This is a genomic window from Dietzia psychralcaliphila (assembly GCF_003096095.1).
Classification (GTDB): Bacteria; Actinomycetota; Actinomycetes; order Mycobacteriales; family Mycobacteriaceae; genus Dietzia; species Dietzia psychralcaliphila.
This window is the reverse complement of sequence record NZ_CP015453.1, coordinates 1,724,251-1,745,569: the sequence shown is the minus strand read 5'-3', so window position 1 is coordinate 1,745,569 and position 21,319 is coordinate 1,724,251. Positions and strand designations below refer to the sequence as shown.

Here is a 21,319-nt window from a genome sequence, read left to right as displayed (position 1 = left end):
TCCGCTGGCCGGACCCGCACTACCCATCGTGCAGAAATGTGAACCGTTCATCTCCGGCTCGTAGCGGGTCAAGCGTGTCGGACTGCGGGAGATTCACGGTCACGCACGGCGGCAGTCTCCAGTTGAATGGTGGCATGGTCAATGGAGACGGGGAAATGCTCCTTGACGCAGGTGAGGATCTCCTCCAGGATCTGCGGGGCGTGACCGGATTCGAAGCACTGATCATCGATCACGACATGCGCGGAGATGACCGGCAGGCCGGTCCCGATCATGGATGCGTGCAAGTCGTGCACGTCTCGAACATGATCCAGCTCCAGTATGTGATCCCGGACCTCATCCAGATCGAGTCCCGTAGGGGCGTACTCCATCAGCACCTTAACCGTCTGCCGCAGTAGCGTGAATGCGCGCGGGATGATCAAGGCGGCGATGAACAGCGCGGCGATGGTGTCGGCTCGCTGGAAACCGGTGGTGTTGATGACGATCGCCGCAACGATCACCCCCACCGACCCCAGAGCGTCGTTGAGCACCTCCAGAAATGCCGCCCGCATGTTGAAGTTGTCGCCTCGCCTGGAGGCCAGCACCACAATGGCGGCGATATTGGCGATCAGGCCGATCACGCCGAACACCAGCAGTTCGGTACCGGGCACGTCCGCCGGCTCGAAGAGTCTGCGGACGCCTTCGATCGCGGCATAGCTACCGACGACGATCAGCAGGACAGCTTGCCCTAGCGCGGCGATGACTTCGATCCGAGCGAATCCCCAGGTCCGTTTACTGCTGGGGGGACGCAGCATCATCGTCGCGGCAATGACCGCAACCAACAATCCCGACGCATCAGCCAAAGCATGAGCGGTATCGGTCAACAACGCGAGACTGCCAGTGACCACGCTGCCCACCGCTTGAGCCACCACGATGATCGCGGTGATGCCGAACGCGATCAGCAGCCGACGACGCGTCCCGCGATCGGCCTGCAAAGGAGTACTCCCATGGTCGTGACCGTGGTTATGCCCCATCCGGGCTCACTCCTGCCCGAGATCCAGGTCGGGGTGATCCTGGTGATCGCGCAGCGACGGCGAGATCCCGGACGCACTCAACAGCGCATCGGCGGCCGCCACCAGTTCCGCCAGCCGGGCCGGCTCAGCCAGCGAGAACCAGGAGGAGCGCCCCTCGATCCGCACTCTGACCAGCCCGCAATCTCGCAGGCATGCCAGGTGCTTGCTCACCGTGGACTGCGCCAGATGCATGTGATCGACCAGATCACGAACCCGATGCTCACCACTGACCAGATGCTCCAACAACGCCAGACGAGTCGGTTCCGCCAGAGCATGGAACAACGCTGCATAGGCGCTTCGATCCTCGAATGTCACCGAATCAGGCACCTCATCAATAATCGCCATACGACGATATTAGCACCAATCGGCGATGTGGGGACGGTAGGTCCCGGGCATCCGTGTCCGCAGTGTTCTTGCCCAGGCGTGCCTCGCAGCTGATGCCCTCCCGTCGATGCCGGTTCCCACGCCAGGGCCGTCCGGTTGATTCCGAGTTGCTGTGATGGTTGCCGCCAGTCTTTTCCGGCGGCGATGCGGCGTGGGGCGCTCGATGCAGGTCATTGAGGGAGCGGCACCGGCCGGTGCATGTGTCGACTGTCTTCGTGGTCGGTCGTTGTTGTGCTCGGGGGTCGCTCGAGTTGCTTGGTGCGTGCGGCACGCAGGCCGTTGAGGATGACGAAGACTTCGGCGACCTCGTGGACCAGGACGACGGCGGCGAGTCCCAGAATTCCGGTAATCGCGAGTGGAAGCAGAACGACGATGATCGCCAAGGACAGGATGATGTTCTGATTGATGACGCGACGACCGCGGCGGGCGTGGTCTATGGCGCGCGGGATCAGTCGCAAGTCATCTCCGGTGAACGCGACATCCGCTGACTCGATCGCTGCGTCGGAGCCGGTGGCCCCCATGGCGATTCCGATGTCCGCCGAGGCGAGCGCGGGGGCGTCGTTGACACCGTCGCCGATCATCGCCACTGGCCCCCGGCCGTCGCCACGCAACTGGGCGATTGCCTGCGCCTTGTCCTGCGGACGCAGCTCGGAACGCACGTCGGTGATCCCCGCCTCGGCGGCCAGTGCATCAGCGGTGCGGGAGTTGTCCCCGGTGAGCATCGTCACGCCCATCCCCCTCGAGGTCAGCGACGTCATGGCTTCGCCGGCCTCCGGACGCAGCTCGTCGCGCACCCCGATGGCCCCGACCGGGCGTGCGTCGCGGTGGACGATCACCACCGTGATGCCGCGGTTCTCCATGGCGCGAACGTGATCTGCGAGAGGGCCTGGGTCGAGCCAGCGCGGGCTGCCGACGGCGATGTGCACGCCATCGATGAGGCCGGCGATTCCCGCGCCGGCGGACTCGGTGACCTCCGATGCGGCGGGGACGTCGGTAGCGGCGGCGGTGATCGCTGAGGCCAGTGGGTGGGTGCTGTGGGTTTCCAGAGCGGCCGCCCAGCCCAGGACCTGGTCCTCGGCAGCGTTGCCAGTGGTGAGGACTTGCGCGACGGTGGGCTGGTTGCGGGTCAAGGTTCCGGTCTTGTCCACTGCCACATGCCGGAGGTAGCCCATGCGCTCGAACGCGGCACCCGATTTGATGATCACCCCGAACTTACTGGCCGCACCGATCGCGGAGACGACCGTGATCGGCACCGAGATGGCCAGTGCGCATGGCGACGCTGCGACCAGTACCACCAGTGCTCGCTCGATCCACAGTCCGGAATCTCCGAAGATCGAGCCGATCAGAGCGACCAGAGCAGCCAGGATGAGGACACCCGGCACCAGCGGGCGGGCCAGGCGGTCGGCGATACGGGCCCGCTCCCCCTTTTCTGTCTGTGCCTGCTCAACCAGTTCGACCACTGTGGTCAAGGAGTTGTCTGTCCCTGCGGCCGTGGCCTCGACCTCCAGGACGCCGGCGGTGTTGATCGAGCCGGCCAACACCGCGTCACCGGGCCCGACCTCGATGGGAATGGATTCACCCGTGATCGCCGAGACATCCAGGCTGCTCTTCCCGACACGAACGATCCCGTCGGTGGCCAGACGTTCGCCGGCGACCAGACGGAGCACGTCGCCGCGCTCCAAAGACTCGACAGGCACGGTGCGGGTGGCCCCGGCGGCGCCCAGGACGGTGGCACTAGGCGGAATCAGTGCCAACAGGGCCCGCAAGCCCGAGCGGGCCTTGTCCATCGCCCGATCTTCCAGCGCCTCGACGATGGAATATAAGAAGGCCAGGGCCGCGGCCTCCTCGATGAACCCGAGCGCGACCGCACCGGTGGCGCTGATTGTCATCAATAACCCGATACTCAACCGACCCCGGGACAACAGAGCCCGCACGGCGCCTGGAACAAACTGCGAGGCGCCCAGAAGTAGAGCAGTCCAGAACAGCCACGCCGCCGCAATCTCCGCTCCGGCACCGCGAACGAACCACTCGAGGATCAAACCCAACAGGAGTGTGAGGCCAGAGAACACCGGGATGAGCACGGCACTGTTGCGCCACCCCGAAGCGGACTCCTCTTGGCTGGTCACCGGCCCGGCCGGCTCGCAACCACACGCGGACGGCGTCACCGCCGATCCCCTTCCGAACTGCAGCAACCCTCGACCGGACACTGCATGTCCAGACAGGGTGAGTTTTCGTCGACGGCGAGAGTCGTCTCGACCAAGGCGTTCAACGCCCGTGCCAGATGGGCATCGACGATCTCGTACCGATGCTGTCGGCCCTCAAGTTCGGCGACGGCGATCCCGCAATCCCTGAGACAGGCGAGATGATTCGACACGTTTGAACGTGTTAACCCCAGCTCGCGGGCAATCTCGGCGGGATACACAGGCCCATCCAGCAGCCTCATGAGGATACGAGAACGAGTCGGGTCGGCCATGGCGCGACCGAGTCGGTTCATCAAACCTTGACGCGAAGCAATGGTCAGCATTTACTGAATGATACATTGCTTCGTGAACCATTTCGGGCGATCAGGCGGCGGGATGCTGCTCGTCGGTGCCGGTCACGTCAGTGGGGTTCGACAGAGCCACCCGTGCGGCACCACCGGTTCGGAGCCGAGGGGACAACAACCCGTCGCAGATCGGAGTGACAAGCATGGGCAGTAGTCGAGCAATCGGTTTCCGCGCGCGACTGTGGGGGGCTCTGTGTGCGAGCGCTCTAGTCCTTACAGGTTGTGGGAGTGGCACCGATGCGGTCGCGCAGGGCGGCACGTTTGAGTTCGTCAGTCCAGATGGACAGTTGGAGATCCACTACCCCGAGGAAGAACGAAAACCGGTTGCCGAACTCGCCGGCCCGGACCTGCTTGACCCAGACCAGACCATCGGGCTCGCCGACTACAAAGGCGAGGTGGTGATCCTCAATACGTGGGGCCAATGGTGTGCACCGTGTCGCACCGAGGTCGACGATCTTCAGCGTCTTCACGAGGAGTTCGAACCGCAGGGAGCCACCGTGCTCGGGATTAACCTGCGCGATCCCAATCGCGACAAGCCGGTCGACTTCGTCCGCGATAACGGCGTTACTTACCCGTCGATCTGGGACCCGACCAACAGGGTCGTGGGCGCACTTCGGGGCTTTCCCACCTCGGTTGTACCGGCGACCCTGCTGCTGGACCGGCAACATCGGGTGGCCTCGGTGTATCTGGCGGAGATCACCGATTATCAACTTCGGGACGTCATCGCCGAGCTGGTGGCCGACGATGAAAGCACCATGCCGTGACGGGTGTTGCCGACCTCGTCTCCGCCAGCGCCATGCCGCCGATGGACGCACTGGTGCTCGCGGAAGGTATCGGTTCCGCATTCCAGCAGGCAGCAGCCAGCGGGCCACTATTACTTGCACTCGGCGCCTGTCTCCTTGCCGGACTGGTCTCGTTCGCCTCCCCGTGCGTCGTCCCGCTCATCCCCGGCTACCTCGCCTACCTGGCTAGCGTCGTCGGCGCCGAGCGACCACCGGTCACCGTTGCGCAGGCCGAACAGCGCCACAGCGAGTCGCAAACGATCACCCTCGAGGAGAAGAAGGCCAGACAAAGCTCGCGCTACCGCGTCGTCGGGGCATCGCTGCTCTTCGTCGGCGGGTTCACCGTGGTGTTCGTCTCGCTCAGCGCAATGGTGCTCGGAACGGTTCAATACCTCGCACCGCACGAGGAGTTACTCCAGCGCATCGGCGGGGTCATCACCATCCTCATGGGTCTGGTCTTCATCGGCTTCGTACCGGTACTGCAACGAGATACCCGATTCCAGCCGAAGGCCGTCTCTACGTGGGTCGGTGCGCCTCTTCTCGGCGGAGTGTTCGCCCTCGGCTGGACACCCTGCCTAGGACCGACGCTCGCGGCCGCACTGTCCGTCGCTGCCGGAAGTGGCTTCAGCGGCACGCGCGGTGTCATGCTCATCGTCGCCTACTGCCTCGGACTGGGGCTGCCATTCATCGTCGTCGCGTGGAGTTCCACCTGGGCAATTCGAACCGTCGGCTGGCTACAACGCAACACTCGACGAATTCAAATCATCGGCGGCGTCTTGCTCATCGCAGTGGGCATAGCCCTGTTCAGTGGCGTGTGGGCACTATTCATCAGCTGGCTGCGGGACTTCGCAATCACCGGCACCACGTTGCCGATCTAGCTTGCCCAATGGACCTATGTTGACAACCGCGCCCTGGTCGCAGGCTCCCCCAAGGTCCGAGTCAGAGAGAGACGATGATTGATCCCTCGGCTGCACCGAGCAGCACCTATCGCAAGACCATATTGAACCGAATTGTGTCGCCGTTGCGGAACGCCTGGCGTGTGCTTACCAGCATGCGAACGGCGCTCATTCTTCTTTTCCTCCTGGCTATCGCTGCAATTCCGGGCGCGTTGCTACCGCAGCGCAGCCTCAACCAAGCAAACGTCACCGACTTCATCGCCGAAAATGGGTTTGTCGGTGAGGTTTATGACCAGTTACAACTTTTCGACGTGTTCAGTTCATGGTGGTTCACCGCCATCTACGCGCTGCTGTTCACCTCACTGATCGGGTGCCTCCTGCCGCGGTCTTTTGACCTCGTCCGGCAACTACGAACCCCGCCACCGGCTACCCCGCGGAATCTGGCGCGGCTCCCGCATTCGGCGACGTTAGTCACCACGGCTTCGCCACAAGAGGCGTCAGCGGCCGTGGAGCGACAACTCAAAAGGTGGCGCCGCTCTCGGAGAAATGGGGACGGACGAGTCGCTGGAGCGATCGAGATTTCTTCCGAACGCGGGTATTTGCGCGAGATCGGGAACATCGTTTTCCACTTCTCCTTACTTGGCCTTCTCATCGCATTCGCTGCTGGCAAGTTCATCTACTACGAAGGCATGCGAGTGATCATCGCCGAACCAGAATCGCCCGCCTTCTGCAGCACGACGCCAGCCGCCTTTGACTCGTTCCGTGCTGGGTTGCTTGTGGACGGGACGGACCTGCACCCGTTTTGTTTCAACGTCAAAGACTTTACTGCCGATTACCTGCCAACCGGGCAGGTGGTGATGTTCCGATCCAACATTGATTACACCACCGATCTTTCAAACACCGATCCGACGACCTGGGATAAGTATCAACTACGAGTCAACCATCCTCTGCGCATCGATGATGTTCGGGTGTATTTGCAAGGCCATGGATTCGCTCCACGGTTCACCGTTACATTCCCAAACGGTGAGGTACGTACAGACATCCAGCAATGGCAACCAGATGAGCTAGTCACTTTTCTGTCGTCCGGAATTCTACGATTCGACCCCCCCGCCGGTATGTATCCCCTCCTTGAGGATCGCCGCGAGAACCAGATCGTGATCCAGGGACTCTTTGCCCCGACCGCGCAGTTCGACGGCAAGATTCTTTCGTCTAGATTTCCCTCGATGACTGATCCTGCCGTCGCCGTCGACGTCTATCGTGGTGACACCGGCCTCGATTCCGGTCAACCGCAATCGATCTTCTCGCTCGATCCCGAGCTCATCGAATCTGGTGCACTAGAACGCGAGGCCCGCGTCAATCTAAGACCGGGGCAATCAACCGAGTTGCCCGACGGCACAACAGTGACATTTGACGGCGCCGAAGAGTTCGCCAACTACCAGGTCTCCTACGATCCGGCGCAGAACTGGGTCGGAATCTTCGCGGTTTCGATGGTGGGAGGCCTCGTGCTCTCGCTAATGGTGACCCGCCGCCGCATCTGGGCACGCATCGCCACTGCGGAAGACGGCAAAACCGTAGTCGAATTGGGTGGTCTTGCCAAAACCGATCGTGCGGGATGGGGTCGAGAATTCGACGCCATCCGAGATCGACTGACGGACACGATGACGCTCGCCCCGGCCAGAACAGCAACCGACGACGAACAACTAGACGGCGGAACAGTAATCGCCGATGGCCCGGAAAAGGACAGGAACGGATGATTCTCCACTCATTTGCCCAACAAGTGCTCACAGAAGTGCCCATCGACGAAACGTTGTCGTCCTACAGCGACGTAGCCTTTCAGACCGCGTTCGCGCTGTACGCGGTGGCAATGGTTGCGGCCGTTGTCTACTACGCGATGTTTCGGGAGCCCCGCGCTGCCGCACAAATTGCAGCTGGCGTTCGCCAGACAGGTTACCGGGAACGTCCGGACGGTGACGTACTGATCCGTTCGACGTCGCTGACCGGCACCGGTGAGGAGTACCGACACTCGGACCGCGGCGCCAGCTGGGCGAAGATCGCGCTGCTCTTCACATCAATCGCCTTCGTCTTCCATGCCGCCTCAGTGCTCCTTCGGGGACTAGCGACAGATCGGATGCCACTGGGCAACATGTACGAGTTCATCTCGTTCACCTGCCTGCTCGCGATCGGCGCATCGTTGACAGCGCTGCGCAAACCAGCACTACGTACCGCCTGGCCATTCATCCTTGCACCAATTCTAATTCTGCTCTTCTTCGGTGGAACGAACCTGTATTCAGAAGCGGCACCTGTTGTACCTGCGCTACGCTCTTACTGGTTGCCCATTCACGTGTCGATTATCGGCCTCGGCGCAGCACTATTCCTTGTGTCTGGCATCGCCAGCGTCCTGTACCTCCTCCGTATCTGGCAACCCAAGGGCCAAGAGCACGGTCGGTTCGCGGGCCTCGCCCGTCCGCTCCCGGCGGACGAGATACTTGATCGCGTCGCCTATCGGACGGCGGTTATCGGCTTCCCCATCTTCAGTGTCGGCGTCATCCTCGGAGCGGTGTGGGCAGAAGGAGCTTGGGGCCGGTTCTGGGGATGGGATCCGAAGGAAACTGTCAGCTTCATCTCGTGGGTCATATACGCCGGATATCTCCACGCGCGCAGCACGAGCGGTTGGGGGCCAAAGAGGGCGGCGTGGATCAACATCCTCGGCTTCGCGACCACCGTGTTCAACCTCTTCTTCATCAACATTGTCGTCTCGGGCCTGCACTCCTACGCCGGATTGAACTAGTGTCGCGCGCGGAAAGTAGTTTTACGGTGCGGGCGTGAAATCATGAGGTATGGCGAATCGACCTGCCCCGGCATTGCGTCCCGGCGATCGCGAGAAGCGGGAGAGGATGACGCGCTCGCAGTCGATGTCGGCGGGCATGGTGCAGCGGGACCCGGAGTGATCACCACCCTGGCCCGGGTGGTGGGAGCGGCCGCTGCCGGCGCGCTGCTGGCCGCCTCGTTCCCTCCGGTCGGCCTGTGGTGGGCGGCGCTTCCCGCGATCGCCCTCCTCGTCGTCGTCCTCTCCCCACTACGTGGACCCGCACCCCGGGTGCGCACGGGCGCCCTCCTGGGACTGGTGGCGGGGCTCGTCTTTTTTCTCCTACTGGCCCCGTGGGTGGGCCTATACGTGGGCGCCTACGCGGCCTGGGCGCTGGCGCTCGTCGAGGCGCTCTACCTGGCGGCCTTCGGCGCCGGAGCCGTGCCGATCCTGCGAGCGGGGCTGGCCCCCGGACCCCGCGTCGGCCTACGAGCACTGGGAGCGGTGGCCGGGGTGGCCGGCTGGTGGTCGTTGTGGGAGTGGATCCGCTCCTCGTGGCCCTGGGGCGGTTTCCCGTGGGGCCGACTGGCGTTCGGCCAGGCCGACAGCCCCCTCCTGGCCCTGGCCTCGCTCGGCGGGGCCCCGCTGCTCGGTTTCGCGGTGGCGTCCCTGGGCGCGGTGCTCGGTATCGGCGCGTTGATTCTCGTGCGCGGGGACCGGCCCGGAAGAACAGCCATCGCGCTCCTGGCCGCCCCGCTGGTCACCGCTGGGCTCGTCGCCGGTGCGTCCGTCGCCGCCTCGGCAGGAGACACTAGAGAGACGGTCGAGGTCACTGTCATCCAGGGCAACGTCCCCAGGCTCGGGCTGGACTTCAACGCCCAACGTCGTGCGGTGCTCGAGAACCACCTCCGGGTGACGGCGGAACTCGCCAACGACGTCGAGGCCGGGACCGCGGCGCGGCCGGATCTGGTGCTGTGGCCGGAGAACGCCTCGGACATCTCCCCGCTTGCGGACCAGCGCGCCGGCGCCCAGATCACCGCGCTGTCCCGACGTCTGGACGCCCCGATCCTCGTGGGTACCGTCCTGCGGGTGGGAGACGGGCCCGAAACCACCAACTCTTACTTGGTGTGGGATGGTGACGACGAGGTGGTCGGCCGCCACGACAAGAGGTATATCCAACCGTTCGGCGAGTGGCTGCCGCTACGCGAGCCGCTCGAGGCGCTGTTCCCGATCGCCCGGACCGCCGGCCATTTTGTCCCCGGCGACGGCACGGGACTGGTCACCGCGGCGGGGGTCGGGCTGGGCGTGGCCATCTGCTTTGAGATCGCGTTTGACGACGCCGCCCGCGAACCCGTGACCCGGGGCGCGCAGATCCTCATCGTGCCCACCAACAACGCCACATTCGGTCGATCGCCGATGACCTACCAGCAACTGGCGATGTCGCGGGTACGGGCCGTGGAGCACCGGGTGCCCGTCCTGATCGCCGCCACCAGCGGGGTGAGCGCGGTGATCGGCCCCGACGGCCGGGTCCGGCAAGAGACCGGGATCTTCGAGCCGGCGGTACTGGCCGCGCAGGTCGAGGTGGGAGGGGCCGGTACGATGGCAACCCGGCTGGGCGGCATCCCACAGGCGGTGTCCTGTCTCACCGGGCTCGCCGGCCTGGCATGGGCGCTGATCCGCACCCGGCCACGGCCAGCGACCGACTTCGAGGAGATCTAAGTGACCGATCCGATGACGCCGGCTGGCGGCGTTCCGTCCGCGCGGACGCTGGTGATCGTCCCGACCTACGACGAGAGGGAGAATCTGCCGGATGTGGTCGAGCGGTTACTCGTCGCAGACCCCGACGTGGCGGTCCTCGTCGCCGACGACAACAGCCCCGACGGCACCGGTGAAGTCGCCGACCAGCTCGCGGCCGGGGACACCCGGAGACGGATCAGCGTCCTGCACCGCGAGGGCAAGCAGGGGCTCGGCGCCGCCTACATCGCCGGGCTTCCGATGGGGCCTCGACCGCGGCTACACCGTGCTGGTCGAGATGGACGCTGACGGCAGCCACCACCGAGGACCTGTCCACAATCCTTGACACAGCCCATCGTAAGCAACCTCCGAACTGATGCGTTCCTTCAGGCGAGCTTCTTCTTTGCGATTTCGACGATCCAACCGGGAGTCTTACGGTCGCGCCGCTTGTCGATCGTCCATGTGCCGCAGCAAGAACCTCCCGCACGAAGACACTGCTGCAACGACCCTCTGGCTTCTTTGGCGCAGCCTGAGTCCCAATTGGCCGTCTCTCTCCTACGAGTGCGAGTTGGGAGCGATCGCCGCCTCCGCCAACTCGAACTTGTGCTCAGTGGCGAACTCGCTGCCGCCGAGTGCGTCCAACACGATCCAGACCAATGGACCAGGAAGTCGAGTCCTCCGAAATTGTGAGATTTCAAGCCCATCGCGCGCGTTCCCACCACTGCGGACCGGAACTCAGGCCCGAGCAATCGGCGGCTTTTTCGACAGTGCGCCCCTTCGCACAAGCCGCCGAGCCAGCCGATACGCCACACGACAGTGTCCCCGAAGACCCGGCGTAGTCGAGCAGGCGCTTCATCCCCGGCCACTCGATCGCCGTCCCCCTACCAGACCTCACATTGGAGAACACATCCCGCTTCTGCACCCCAGCATCGAGAAGCGCGTCCAGTTGTAGCTGTGCGTCTTGGCTCGCGGTGCTCGCTTGGGTGTAGCCCACAGGCCTCACGCCCCGATTGTGGCTCACAAACCCCTACACGGCAGCAGAGAGACGTGCGTGGTCACCCATTGGCCCAAGATGCTGCCTTGTGTACGACTACCTGCTAGACAAGTTCAGTACGTACTGTACAGTTCAGTGAATGCTGACTATAGAGTCTCGTGTTGAGGTGATGAACCGGTTGGGGCGGGCGATGGCTGACCCCACCCGCTCGCGGATACTCCTGACCCTGCTGGAGCGGCCGGCCTACCCGGCCGAGCTGGCCCGCGACCTGGAGCTGACGCGTTCGAACGTGTCGAACCATCTAGCGTGCCTGCGCGACTGTGGCATCGCGGTCGCCGCACCTCAGGGACGGCAGACCCGGTATGAGATCGCTGATCCGCACCTGTCGTGGGCACTGACCGCTCTGGTCGAAATCAGTTTGGCGGTCGACGAGGCCGCGCCCTGCCTGGACCTGGCCTGTTCGGTGCCCGGTTGCAGCGACACGAAGGTGTTCGCGTGATCCTGTCCTCGATTCTGCAGGCGATCGGCCTGTTCATTGTCACAAACATCGACGATGTCATCGTCCTCTCGCTGTTTTTCGCCCGCGGCGCAGGCCAGCGCGGAACCACCGCTCGCATCGTCGCTGGCCAGTACCTTGGGTTCGCTGGCATCCTCGGTGCGGCCGTGCTCGTGGCATTGGGCGCCGGGACGTTCTTGCCCTCGGAGGCCATCCCCTACTTCGGGCTTATTCCGTTAGCCCTGGGCCTGTGGGCAGCATGGCAAGCCTGGCGCGGGGACGATGACGATGACGACGCCAAGATCGAAGGTAAGAACGTGGCCGTGTGGACCGTGGCCGCGGTGACCTTCGCCAACGGCGGGGACAACATCGGCGTCTACGTCCCGGTCTTCCTCAGCGTGGGCCCGGGAGCCGTGGTGGCCTATTGCGTTGTATTCCTGGTTCTGGTCTCGGTCCTGGTGGGCCTGGCCAAGTTCGTGGCCACCCGTCGGCCAATCGCCGAGGCCTTGGAACGCTGGGAACACATTCTGTTCCCGATTGTCCTGATCGGCCTGGGCATCTTTATCCTGGTCAGCGGCGGTGCCTTCGGACTCTAATCACGGCCGGCTCCCCTGCCGCCCATTCTCACTGCCACTGCCGGCCAGCATCGTCAGCGGCACGAGACCGAAGGTATGGCCCTCCCGAGGAGGACGCACAATGATCACGTGGCTGGAGCGGTGGCAGATCCCCCTGTACCTGGTGGCCTTGGGGGTCGGTGCCGTGTTCGGGCTGGGCGCCCCTTCCGCTGCCCCGGGCCTGGAGCAGGCAATCAATCCGGTGCTGATGGTGCTGCTGTACGCCACATTCCTTGGCGTGCCGCTGACCCGGCTCGGCCGCGCGCTGCGTGACGGCCGGTTCCTGGCCGGGCTGTTGGTGCTGAATTTTGCCATCGTCCCGGTCGTGGTCTACGGCCTCTCCCGGTTCGTCGCTGACGACCAAGCGCTACTGCTGGGCGTGTTGCTGGTGCTGCTGACCCCGTGCATCGACTACGTCATTGTCTTCTCCGGGCTAGCCGGCTCCGCGCACGATATGCTGCTAGCCGCAGCGCCGCTGCTGATGCTCATGCAGATGCTGCTGCTGCCGGCCTACCTGGGCTTATTTATGGGCCCCAGCCTGTTCGAGGTCTTGGACGTTGCCCCGTTCCTCGAGGCTTTCCTGTTACTGATCGTTACGCCCCTGGCTCTGGCGGCCATCACGCAGTACCTGGCCGCACGGTCCGCCTCCGCCCGGAAGGTCATGGACGCGATGGAGTCACTGATGGTGCCGCTGATGATGGCCACCCTCTCCGTCGTGGTTGCCTCCCAGATCGACGCCGTCCGGGCGGATTTATCCTCGCTGCTGAAGGTGATTCCTCTCTACGTTGCCTTCCTGGTCGTGATGGTCCCCCTGGGCATCATCATCAGCCGGGTTTTCAGCCAGGACGTCCCTGGCACCCGGGCGGTGGTCTTCTCTGGGGCCACCCGCAACTCACTGGTCGTGTTACCCCTGGCCCTCGCCCTGCCCGACCCGTTTGCCCTAGTGGCGGTCGTCGTGGTCACCCAAACCCTCGTCGAACTCGTCGGCATGGTCACCTACGTCCGGCTCGTACCCCGCCTCATTCCACACCACCCGCTGCCCGCTCCCTAGCAACTTCGCCAGGCCTCTTGGGAACGACGCCAGCGCAGGGCGTGTAATAAGCCACGGGAGGAATCCGGGTCCCGCTGAGCTGTCGGCATATCTCGCACTCCATCAGCCAGCTCTTGCCTTCATTCGGAGATGGCAACAGTACTTTTAACGATCGATATTGGGACGCTTCCGGAGACAACTTGTTTCACCAGGACACCAGTGTCCGAAAACCCGTGTCGACTTCTATCGACACCTCGACGCCGGGCCGACCACCAGCGGAATCGGCGCCTGAAGCTTGCCAGGAATGTGATTAGACCTAATTTCTCCATGTGGTGCATAATGTCACTCAGTATTGACGGAATCACTATAGGGGGAAGCAATGGCACAGCATTTTCAGATGCGGTACATCGACGATTTCGACGGCACTGACCTGGGCAACGAGGCGAATACTCTCTTCTTCGCCTTCGATGGAAAAGAATATTCGATCGACCTCAGCGACGAGAACGCTGACACATTCCATGAGCTCATGGCGCCGTACATCGAGTCCGGCCATCGGGTGACCGGAAAGTCCAAGTCTGCGCGCAAGGCCACGGCCAAGACCGTATCCGGGGACAACAAGGCTATTCGCGAATGGGCGCGCGACAATGGCCATGACGTCTCTCACCGCGGCCGCATTCCCGCCACGGTGATGGAAGCGTACGCAGCCGCCAACTAGTGAGGCAGTACGGCGCCGGCCATGGTAATCGCTGGCCGCATTGCCGTGCTCGCAAGATGGCCGGGTTCGCTCAGCATCTTTCCGGCCGTCAGCGCGGCCGTGCGCAAGCTTACTCACGCCGAGACTTCGCTATTTGTCCCCTTCACGCTTGATCCCAGTGGCGTCACTGGATGGCAGTGTCGTCCTCGCCGAGCGAGGCTGTGCACATTCCGGAGACTGTGGGCCTGCGCCAGTAACCAGGCCCTATGTAAAAAACCGCGCTAGCTAACGCCATCTGATCCGCCTGCCAGCAGGCCCCAGGCCCGCCACCTCAAACACTGACAAGAACTTCAGTCACGTGAGCGCCTTGAAGGCGCACTCGGACTGACAAGGCCTGGTGCTGTCGGGGCATGTTGCAACATAATCGAGTGACCGTGCCAGCCCTGCCCGGAGCTCTTCCAATCTGCGAATGGTGTCGTCAACCTCGCGTAGACGATCGGCGAGTAGTGGGTGCAGGACATCTCGAGTGTTGGTGCAGGTCCCAGTTGCGGTGACCTCGAGCAGCCATTTGATCTGGTCGAGTTCCAAGTCCATCTGCTTCGCCCCATGGATGAACGACAGACGCTCGAGAACCTCCGACCCATACTCGCGGTAGCCATTGCTGGTCCGGGTCGAGCTAATGAGGTTGAGCTGTTCGTAGTACCGCAGCGTGGTAGCCGGCACTCCGCTGCGCCTGGCCACCTCAGAAATACGCATGCGCTCATCCTCCTGGCGGGTCGTGGAGTTACCGGTCACTAGTTGAGGCAGCAGCCTGTCCAGCGGGGGCGCTCTTGTCCCGGTGGCGGATGATCTGACTAAGTACTGCGAGGATCGGTAACTCGATCAACGGTCCCACCACCAGTGCAACAGCAATCAGCGGCCGATCGGGGAAAGCCGCCACCGCGATACCCAGAGCGATGGGCGAGTTCCTGGCTGTGGTCACCATTGTCAGAGCGACTCGCTGCGGCCCAGGCAAGTGCAACAGTCGAGCTGCCCCAGTGGAGACCAGAGGGAGGATGACGAAGAACAGGAGCAGCGCAGGCAATAGCAACAGCATCTCGGCCCCGTTCTCGGCAACCACGGGCGCTTGCCAGGCGAACATCGCGAAGACCGCCAGACACAACAGCGGCATCACCACCCGGTTCGCCCACCTCATAAGATGCTGTTCCCGCCATCGCCGCCCCTTGAACCGGGCACTGACCCAGCGCAGCATAAACGCCACCGCCAACGGAGCGACGAGCATCAGCACCACTGCTTCCATCAAGGTGCCCGCGTCGACCATCGCAGCCTCACCACCGAGCAACATCACATAGACCGGCAACAAAAGCAGCTGAAGCACGAGATTGACGGGCAGCAGCGCCGTCGCGATCCCTGCATGGCCCCGTGCCATCGCGGTGAAGACGAGATACCAATCGGTACACGGGGTGACAAGCAACAGCAACAGTCCGATTCGAAGATCGGGCTGCTCCCCGAGCAACCCGATGCCCAACGCCCAGGCAAGAAGCGGCGTAAAAACGTAGTTCAACACCAGGCTGACCGCGACCAGCCCCTTGGCATTGCCCACCTCCTTCAAATTCGAGGCATCGAGCTGAACGAACACAGCGGTGAGCATCACCAGCAGCGCCGGAATCACCACGAACTCGCCACTAGCACCGAGCGGAGTCGCAAGACCGACCCCCAACCCGGCCAGAGCGGCCACGGCGACAAACACGCTTTGCAAGCGCTCAATCCAGGTCACTGACAGTTCTCCATCGATAGCTGCGAACGCGACTGCCCTGCCCCAGCGGGGTCCAGCGGCAGCAAGGCCTTTACAAGGTAAACCTTCAAGTTGACTAGAAGGTCAAGCCGGCCGTGACTCGGCGGGAGGGCCCACGCAGCTGTTGTCGCGTTTGACGATCCTCTACCAAGACACGTCGCGAAGCGGACTGGACAGCGCCCCGGCCGAGGCTTGGCGTCTCATACACGTGTCGCACCAGCGAGGAGCGTAGAGCACGACCAAGTGCGACACCTGAATCCGGCGAGCTCTCCGCCAACTCACTCCACACGGGCCGCTGACGCTTCCCTGGGCCGGCGATGACGTCTTCTAGCACGCGGCGCTCGACGGGCTTTCGAGTCGTCCCCGGTAACCAGTCATTCTGTAAAGCTGAAGGGTGTTGAGTTGAGGCACCGACAGGTGCGTGGCGTTTTAACCTCAGTGTTTTGGGTGAGTGATCGTCGGTTGCGTTATTGATCCGCCGGGGTCTCGAATGGCCCGGTCGCCGAGGTCAGTCATCACCGCTCGTCTGCGACGGTGAGGGGTGTGTGCGTCTCGTACATGCGGATCGCTACCGCGGCCGCCGAGACGGCGCTGACGGCGGCGGCGGCCCATACTGCTGCGTGTAGTCCCATGGCGTCGGCGACGATTCCTCCGAGCATCGCGCCGACTGCGTAGCCCAGGTCGCGCCACACGCGGTAGACCCCGACGGCTCGCCCCCGCCATACAGGATGGGCCACGTCGCCGATCGCCGCCAACAGGGTCGGGTAGACCATCGCGGTTCCGGCGCCCAAGATCACGGTGCCCACCGCCCACACGCCGAACCCGCTGCCGAGTGCGATGACGACCAGCGCGGCCGCCTGGGTGGCCATTCCCACCGAGATCAGGTTCTTGCGGCCGATCCGGTCCGAGAGCGCGCCGGTAAACAGCTGTCCCACTCCCCAGACGGCGGGGTAGAGCGCGAACAGGAGCCCGATCTGCCCCACGGGCAGGCCCGCGGTGGCGAACAACAGGGGGAAGAGTCCCCACGACAGGCCGAAGTTGAGATTGTTGACGAGCCCGGCCTGGCTCGCCGAGGACAGGGCCGGTTCCTTGAAGCTGGTTTGGAGCGCGATCTCGCGGTCTGTCAGGTCGGCATGGAGATGGTCGTGCAGACCATCCGGGCGGGCAACGTGCCGCCCGGCGTCCAGGAGTGCGTGATCGCGGGTCTCGCGGACGAAGACCCCGGACAGCACCAGAGCCAGTGCCGTGTAGGCCAAGCCGACCAGGAACGGTGCCGGTCGCAGGCCGTATTGCCCGGCCAGGTAGCCGGCGAGCAGCGAGGTCACGGCGACGGCGCCGTAACCTGCGGCCTCGTTGAGACCCATCGCCAGGCCGCGTTGCCGGGGGCCGACGAGGTCGATTTTCATGACCACGGTGGTGGACCAGGTCAAGCCTTGGTTGATGCCCAGCAGGACGTTCGCGGCCACCACCCAGGTCCAGTCGGGCGCCCAGATGAGCATCAGTGGCACCGGGATGGCGAAGAGCCACCCGACCAGTAGGACGGGCTTGCGTCCGTAGCGATCGGAGAACGTCCCGGCGAAGTAGTTGGCGATCGCCTTGGTGATGCCGAAGGCGGCCACGTAGGTGAAGATGAAGGTGTAGCCGGTCAGGCCGAAGACGTCCGTGGCCAGCAGGGGAAGTACGGTCTGTTGCTGTCCGACCATGCCGCCTACCAGCGCGTTGATGGCGACGAGCAGTGTGAACTGGGCGGCGTTGGCTTTCAGGCCAAGCTTGAGTGTGCGTTCCCTGGTCATGCTTTCCTCCTCGCGATCGACCGCGTCAGGGCGGCTTGGCCTTTACTGCGTGCCGCTCCGCTAGGCAGTGCGCAGCGCCGGCTCGGCGCGGCCCCGCGGCGAACGCAGGGGGCACCGGTCGACGGCCACGAAGCAGATGGCCGCGGCGAGCGCCAGCACAGCCACCACGCCGAGGATGATCGGTGCGGCGGGGAAGGGCAGTTCCTGGGACAGGACGAAGGCGCCCATGAGTAGGACAAAGAAGCCGAAGCCCTTGCGTAGCGCCTTCTCCGGCACCACCGAGGTGAGCCGGACGCCGAGGAACGACCCGGCGATCGCGGCGATGGTGACCGCGGCGACGAGCGGCCAGTCGAGGCTGGTCGAGGTGAGGTATCCGCCGAGCCCGGCGAAGGACTTCATGGCGATCACGAGCAGGGAGGTGCCGACCGCGGCGGTCATCGGCAGACCGGCCAGGAGCACGAGGGCCGGGACGACGAGGAACCCGCCGCCCGCGCCGACCAGTCCGGTGGCGGCGCCCACGACGAGGCCGTCGAGCAGGATTCGCCACAGCGGATGGTGGTGGTCGTTGCTCTGTCCGTCGCGGTCTTTGCGTCCTCTGATCATGGCGCCGGCGGTGGCGATCATCATCACCGCGAAGCCGATCATCAGGACGGTGCCGGGGATGTAGCCGCCGGCAAGGCCGCCGAGGAACGCCCCGACCATCCCGGCGGCGCCGAAGATCAGGCCCGTGCGCCACTGGACGTTGCCCTTGCGGGCGTGACCGATGAGGCTGACCAGTGAGGTGGCGCCGACGACGAACAGTGAGGTCGCGATGGCCTCCTTGGGGTCGAGTCCGCCGATGTAGGTCAGTAGCGGCACGACCAGGATGGACCCGCCCCCGCCGAGAAGGCCCAAGGACAGCCCGACCAGGACGGCCAGGGCCACGACGATGATCGTGGTGATCTCCATTGCAGGTGCCTTTCTCCGGCGGGGGCGCCGGTGCTTCGGGTGGGGTGGGTCAGGAGCGGGCGGGCAGCGAGTCCAGGACGGCGCCGAGCCCGGGCTCGTCGGTCGAACGGTTCCACGGCATCTTCGACAGCGCGGCCGCCATGGCGCAGGAATTGCTCGCGGCCGAGTACGTCAGGCCCGCACCGATCGCGCCGGCGAGGTAGGCGAACTTCGGCGAGAGCACCTTGGAGGCCGTGACGCCCGCCAGGACGAGCGACCCGGCGACCATCCGGACCTGCCGGTCCATCGCCCAGGCGCCCTTGCCGCGGACGACCTCGCCGCCGGCGGCCTCGTAGCCGGCGATGCCGCCGTCGAGCACGGTCACGGAGTCGGGGTCCACGCCCACGGCCTCGAGGCGCTCGTTCGCCTGCCGGGCGCGGTTTCCGGACTGGCAGATCAGGACCACCTGCCCCGGCAGGCGGGAGGCGAACTCCTCGCCGTGCTCCGCGAGCAACGGCAGCGGCACGTTGTAGGAGCCGCGGATGTGGACGGAGGAGTACTCGGCCGGCGACCGCACGTCGATGACGGTGGGCGGGGTGTCAGAGTCCAGGGCGTCGCGCAGGTCGGCCGGGGCGAGGGTGGGGGCGGTGGTCAGGGTGGAAAGCATGGGTGAACCGAAATCCTTCGTGTGTGACAAATGCGGGGTCAGGTGGCGGCGGGATGCCGCCGAACACCGGGGGCCGGACGGGGTGTCCGGCCCCCGCAGGTGGGGTGCGTCAGATCAGGCGGACGCGAGGTTGCGCGCGGACCAGGCGCCGTAGCTGCCCTCGAGCTCGACCACGCGGTAGCCGGCCCGGCGCAGGGCACTGGCCGCCACGGAGTTGCGAACGCCGCTCTGGCAGTAGGTCACGATCGGACCGTCGGCCGGGAGCTGGTCGAGGTTCCACAGCACCCGTCCGCCGCTGAGCTGCGCGGAGCCCGGGATGTGGCCGTCGGAGTGCTCAGATTTGTTGCGCACGTCCAGGACCATCGCCGCGTCGAAGGAGCCGAGCTCGTCGGGGCCGATCATCTCGGGGGTCGCGGTGGGCAGGCCCTCCAGAGTGGTCGTGTACCCGGTGACCGTGTCGATACCAACCCGCAGCAGGTGGTCGCGGTACTCACCGGCGACCTCCTCGTCGGGCGCGAGCACGACCAGGGGCGTGTCCTCCTTCTCGGGGTCGTAGACCCAGGCGCCGAAGGACGCCGCCTTGTCGACGCCGGGGATGTTGAGCGCACCGGGGACGGTACCGGCGTGGACCTCGTCCTGGCCCCGGGTGTCGACGACGACGACCTGGTTCGCCTCGAGCGCGGCTGAGAGCTCGGCCGGGGCGTACTCGCGGAGTGGGGAAAGCGGGCCGAGGACCGTCGGGCCTTGTCTGTTCTGTCGCTTCATCCGGCCGAAGTAGGCGTGCGCGTCGGGCTGGCCGTCGAGCAGTTCGTCGATGAAGCCCTGCTCGTCGTCACGCTCGACGTACCCGCCCCACCAGGCGTAGCGACGCTCGTAACCGACGCTGGTCGACGGCAGTGCACCCAGCGCCTTGCCGCAGGCGCTACCCGAGCCGTGGCCGGGGAAGACCTGGACGTGGTCCGGCAGCGTGACGAACGAGTCCTTCAGGCTGCGGAAGATCTGCTTGGCACCCTCGTAGCGGGTGTCGACGCCGCCCGCGGCCTCATCGAGCAGATCGGGCCGGCCGAGGTCCCCGGAGAAGACGAAGTCACCGGAGAGCAAGTACCCGGGGGTATCGGCGAACGCCCCGTCGGTGACCAGGAACGACAGGTGCTCCGGGGTGTGCCCGGGCGTGTGCACGGCCTCGACGGTGATGTTGCCCAGCGTGAGCTTGTCACCGTGGTGCAGCCGCTCAGCGTCGAAACGGTACTGCCAGTCATCCCCGCCCTCGCCCGAGACGTAGACCCTCGCCCCGGTGGCCGCGGCGAGCTCGCGGGTACCCGAGAGGTAGTCGGCGTGGATGTGGGTCTCGGTCACGGCGGTGATCGTCATGCCGTGCCGGGCGGCGAGGTCCAGGTACTCGCGGATGTCGCGGCGGGCGTCGACGACCACGGCCTCGCCCTTGGACTGGCAGCCGATGAAGTAGCCGGCCTGCGCCAGGTCCTCGTCATAGATGCGTTCGAGAAGCATCGAGATCTCCTTGTCGATCGGGGTTCCCTGTTCGGGGCGTGCCACGAATGTACATACCCTCCGAGGTATGTGCAACATGCCCCCCGGGGTATCGAGATCGGGGCGCCGGAAGCCCACTCCCCCGGTTCGGACGGTCGGCGATTGGCCCGCCCGCCCCTCCCTGCCGCCACCGTCGAGGGGATTCGGCACGGCAACTGGCGGGGGCCGAGCGCAAGGGCCCGCGATCGAAAGCGGAGGCTAGGCAAAACACCCCCCCGGGTATATTATGGTGTGACCTTCCACCTCTGCCAGGAGTCCCCATGCAGCTCGACACCGTTGAATTGACACCCGCACTCAACCGCCTCAAGCGTGCCCAGGGGCAGCTCGGGGCCGTGGTGCGCATGATCGAGGAGGGCGGCGACTGCAAGGACGTCGTCACCCAGCTCTCGGCGGTGTCCAAGGCCCTGGACCGGGCCGGCTTCGCGATCATCGCCAGCGGCCTCGAGCAGTGCCTGACCAACCCCGAGGAATCGCTGGGCAAGAAGGATTTGGAGAAGCTGTTTCTCTCCCTGGCCTGATTTCCGCCGACTCTGACAGCCTGGAATCTGGAAGTCTCAACGCCGTC

20 protein-coding genes and 1 pseudogene are annotated in these 21,319 nt (G+C 64.8%); 11 read left to right on the top strand and 10 right to left on the bottom strand.

The genetic code is table 11. From position 1 onward, the window contains the following. Positions 1 to 68: 68 nt before the first annotated feature. The 4 genes from A6048_RS07935 to cmtR (A6048_RS07920) all read right to left on the bottom strand — a co-directional run bounded on the left by A6048_RS07935 (position 69) and on the right by cmtR (A6048_RS07920) (position 3,957). Positions 69 to 971, bottom strand: a complete 903-nt coding sequence (locus tag A6048_RS07935) for a cation diffusion facilitator family transporter (protein WP_235027369.1) — start codon at positions 969 to 971, stop codon at positions 69 to 71. A gap of 45 nt (positions 972 to 1,016) precedes the next feature. After that, the gene (locus tag A6048_RS07930) at positions 1,017 to 1,394 is read right to left on the bottom strand and encodes an ArsR/SmtB family transcription factor (protein ID WP_107749389.1); all 378 of its coding nucleotides are present in this window, start codon (positions 1,392 to 1,394) and stop codon (positions 1,017 to 1,019) included. Between the two features lie 209 nt (positions 1,395 to 1,603). Next, entirely contained in the window at positions 1,604 to 3,322 is a 1,719-nt protein-coding gene (locus A6048_RS07925; RefSeq protein ID WP_412523668.1) for a heavy metal translocating P-type ATPase, read from the bottom strand. Positions 3,323 to 3,594: 272 nt separating this feature from the next. Further along, positions 3,595 to 3,957, bottom strand: a complete 363-nt coding sequence (gene cmtR, locus A6048_RS07920; protein ID WP_107749391.1) for a Cd(II)/Pb(II)-sensing metalloregulatory transcriptional regulator CmtR — start codon at positions 3,955 to 3,957, stop codon at positions 3,595 to 3,597. Positions 3,958 to 4,121: 164 nt separating this feature from the next. Between cmtR (A6048_RS07920) and A6048_RS07915 the strand changes: the two genes are divergently transcribed. The 10 genes and pseudogenes from A6048_RS07915 to A6048_RS07865 all read left to right on the top strand — a co-directional run bounded on the left by A6048_RS07915 (position 4,122) and on the right by A6048_RS07865 (position 14,045). Further along, positions 4,122 to 4,742: a TlpA disulfide reductase family protein gene (locus tag A6048_RS07915; protein WP_107749392.1), complete on the top strand. Its 621-nt coding sequence runs from the start codon at positions 4,122 to 4,124 to the stop codon at positions 4,740 to 4,742. Between the two features lie 41 nt (positions 4,743 to 4,783). Continuing rightward, a complete protein-coding gene (locus A6048_RS07910) occupies positions 4,784 to 5,638 on the top strand; it encodes a cytochrome c biogenesis CcdA family protein (protein WP_412523669.1) in 855 nt (284 codons plus the stop codon). A 74-nt stretch (positions 5,639 to 5,712) separates the two neighbouring features. Next, complete coding sequence (gene resB / locus A6048_RS07905; RefSeq protein WP_107749393.1) at positions 5,713 to 7,410, top strand: cytochrome c biogenesis protein ResB; 1,698 nt, start codon at positions 5,713 to 5,715, stop codon at positions 7,408 to 7,410. After that, positions 7,407 to 8,444: a c-type cytochrome biogenesis protein CcsB gene (gene ccsB / locus A6048_RS07900; protein WP_107749394.1), complete on the top strand. Its 1,038-nt coding sequence runs from the start codon at positions 7,407 to 7,409 to the stop codon at positions 8,442 to 8,444. The genes resB and ccsB overlap by 4 nt, the downstream gene beginning before the upstream one ends. Before the next feature lie 156 nt (positions 8,445 to 8,600). After that, positions 8,601 to 10,181, top strand: a complete 1,581-nt coding sequence (gene lnt / locus A6048_RS07895) for an apolipoprotein N-acyltransferase (RefSeq protein WP_170114851.1) — start codon at positions 8,601 to 8,603, stop codon at positions 10,179 to 10,181. A 12-nt stretch (positions 10,182 to 10,193) separates the two neighbouring features. Next, positions 10,194 to 10,533, top strand: a pseudogene (locus tag A6048_RS07890) (glycosyltransferase); the annotation flags it as partial. A 796-nt stretch (positions 10,534 to 11,329) separates the two neighbouring features. Further along, positions 11,330 to 11,689 (top strand): Cd(II)/Pb(II)-sensing metalloregulatory transcriptional regulator CmtR, encoded by a 360-nt coding sequence (gene cmtR, locus A6048_RS07880; protein ID WP_107749396.1) that lies wholly within the window; start codon positions 11,330 to 11,332, stop codon positions 11,687 to 11,689. Then, on the top strand, positions 11,686 to 12,282 hold the full coding sequence (locus tag A6048_RS07875) for a cadmium resistance transporter (protein ID WP_107749397.1): 597 nt from the start codon (positions 11,686 to 11,688) through the stop codon (positions 12,280 to 12,282). Before cmtR (A6048_RS07880) ends, A6048_RS07875 begins: the two co-directional genes overlap by 4 nt. 100 nt (positions 12,283 to 12,382) lie before the next feature. Continuing rightward, on the top strand, positions 12,383 to 13,351 hold the full coding sequence (locus A6048_RS07870) for an arsenic resistance protein (protein WP_107749398.1): 969 nt from the start codon (positions 12,383 to 12,385) through the stop codon (positions 13,349 to 13,351). A 358-nt stretch (positions 13,352 to 13,709) separates the two neighbouring features. After that, on the top strand, positions 13,710 to 14,045 hold the full coding sequence (locus A6048_RS07865) for a histone-like nucleoid-structuring protein Lsr2 (RefSeq protein ID WP_107749399.1): 336 nt from the start codon (positions 13,710 to 13,712) through the stop codon (positions 14,043 to 14,045). Between the two features lie 333 nt (positions 14,046 to 14,378). On the opposite strand, the gene A6048_RS07860 is transcribed toward A6048_RS07865, so the two are convergent. The 6 genes from A6048_RS07860 to A6048_RS07835 form a co-directional block, all read right to left on the bottom strand. After that, complete coding sequence (locus tag A6048_RS07860) at positions 14,379 to 14,780, bottom strand: MerR family transcriptional regulator (protein ID WP_107749400.1); 402 nt, start codon at positions 14,778 to 14,780, stop codon at positions 14,379 to 14,381. 28 nt (positions 14,781 to 14,808) lie between these two features. Continuing rightward, the gene (locus tag A6048_RS07855; protein ID WP_107749401.1) at positions 14,809 to 15,801 is read right to left on the bottom strand and encodes an arsenic resistance protein; all 993 of its coding nucleotides are present in this window, start codon (positions 15,799 to 15,801) and stop codon (positions 14,809 to 14,811) included. 533 nt (positions 15,802 to 16,334) lie between these two features. Next, the gene (locus A6048_RS07850; protein WP_107749402.1) at positions 16,335 to 17,612 is read right to left on the bottom strand and encodes an MFS transporter; all 1,278 of its coding nucleotides are present in this window, start codon (positions 17,610 to 17,612) and stop codon (positions 16,335 to 16,337) included. Positions 17,613 to 17,672: 60 nt separating this feature from the next. Further along, on the bottom strand, positions 17,673 to 18,560 hold the full coding sequence (locus A6048_RS07845; RefSeq protein ID WP_107749403.1) for a sulfite exporter TauE/SafE family protein: 888 nt from the start codon (positions 18,558 to 18,560) through the stop codon (positions 17,673 to 17,675). 49 nt (positions 18,561 to 18,609) lie between these two features. Further along, a complete protein-coding gene (locus A6048_RS07840) occupies positions 18,610 to 19,206 on the bottom strand; it encodes a rhodanese-like domain-containing protein (RefSeq protein WP_107749404.1) in 597 nt (198 codons plus the stop codon). A gap of 114 nt (positions 19,207 to 19,320) precedes the next feature. Next, on the bottom strand, positions 19,321 to 20,715 hold the full coding sequence (locus tag A6048_RS07835; RefSeq protein ID WP_107749408.1) for an MBL fold metallo-hydrolase: 1,395 nt from the start codon (positions 20,713 to 20,715) through the stop codon (positions 19,321 to 19,323). 299 nt (positions 20,716 to 21,014) lie between these two features. Between A6048_RS07835 and A6048_RS07830 the strand changes: the two genes are divergently transcribed. After that, positions 21,015 to 21,272 carry a metal-sensitive transcriptional regulator gene (locus A6048_RS07830; protein WP_067718103.1) on the top strand — a complete coding sequence of 86 codons (258 nt, stop codon included), beginning with the start codon at positions 21,015 to 21,017 and terminating at the stop codon, positions 21,270 to 21,272. Positions 21,273 to 21,319 lie beyond the last annotated feature (47 nt).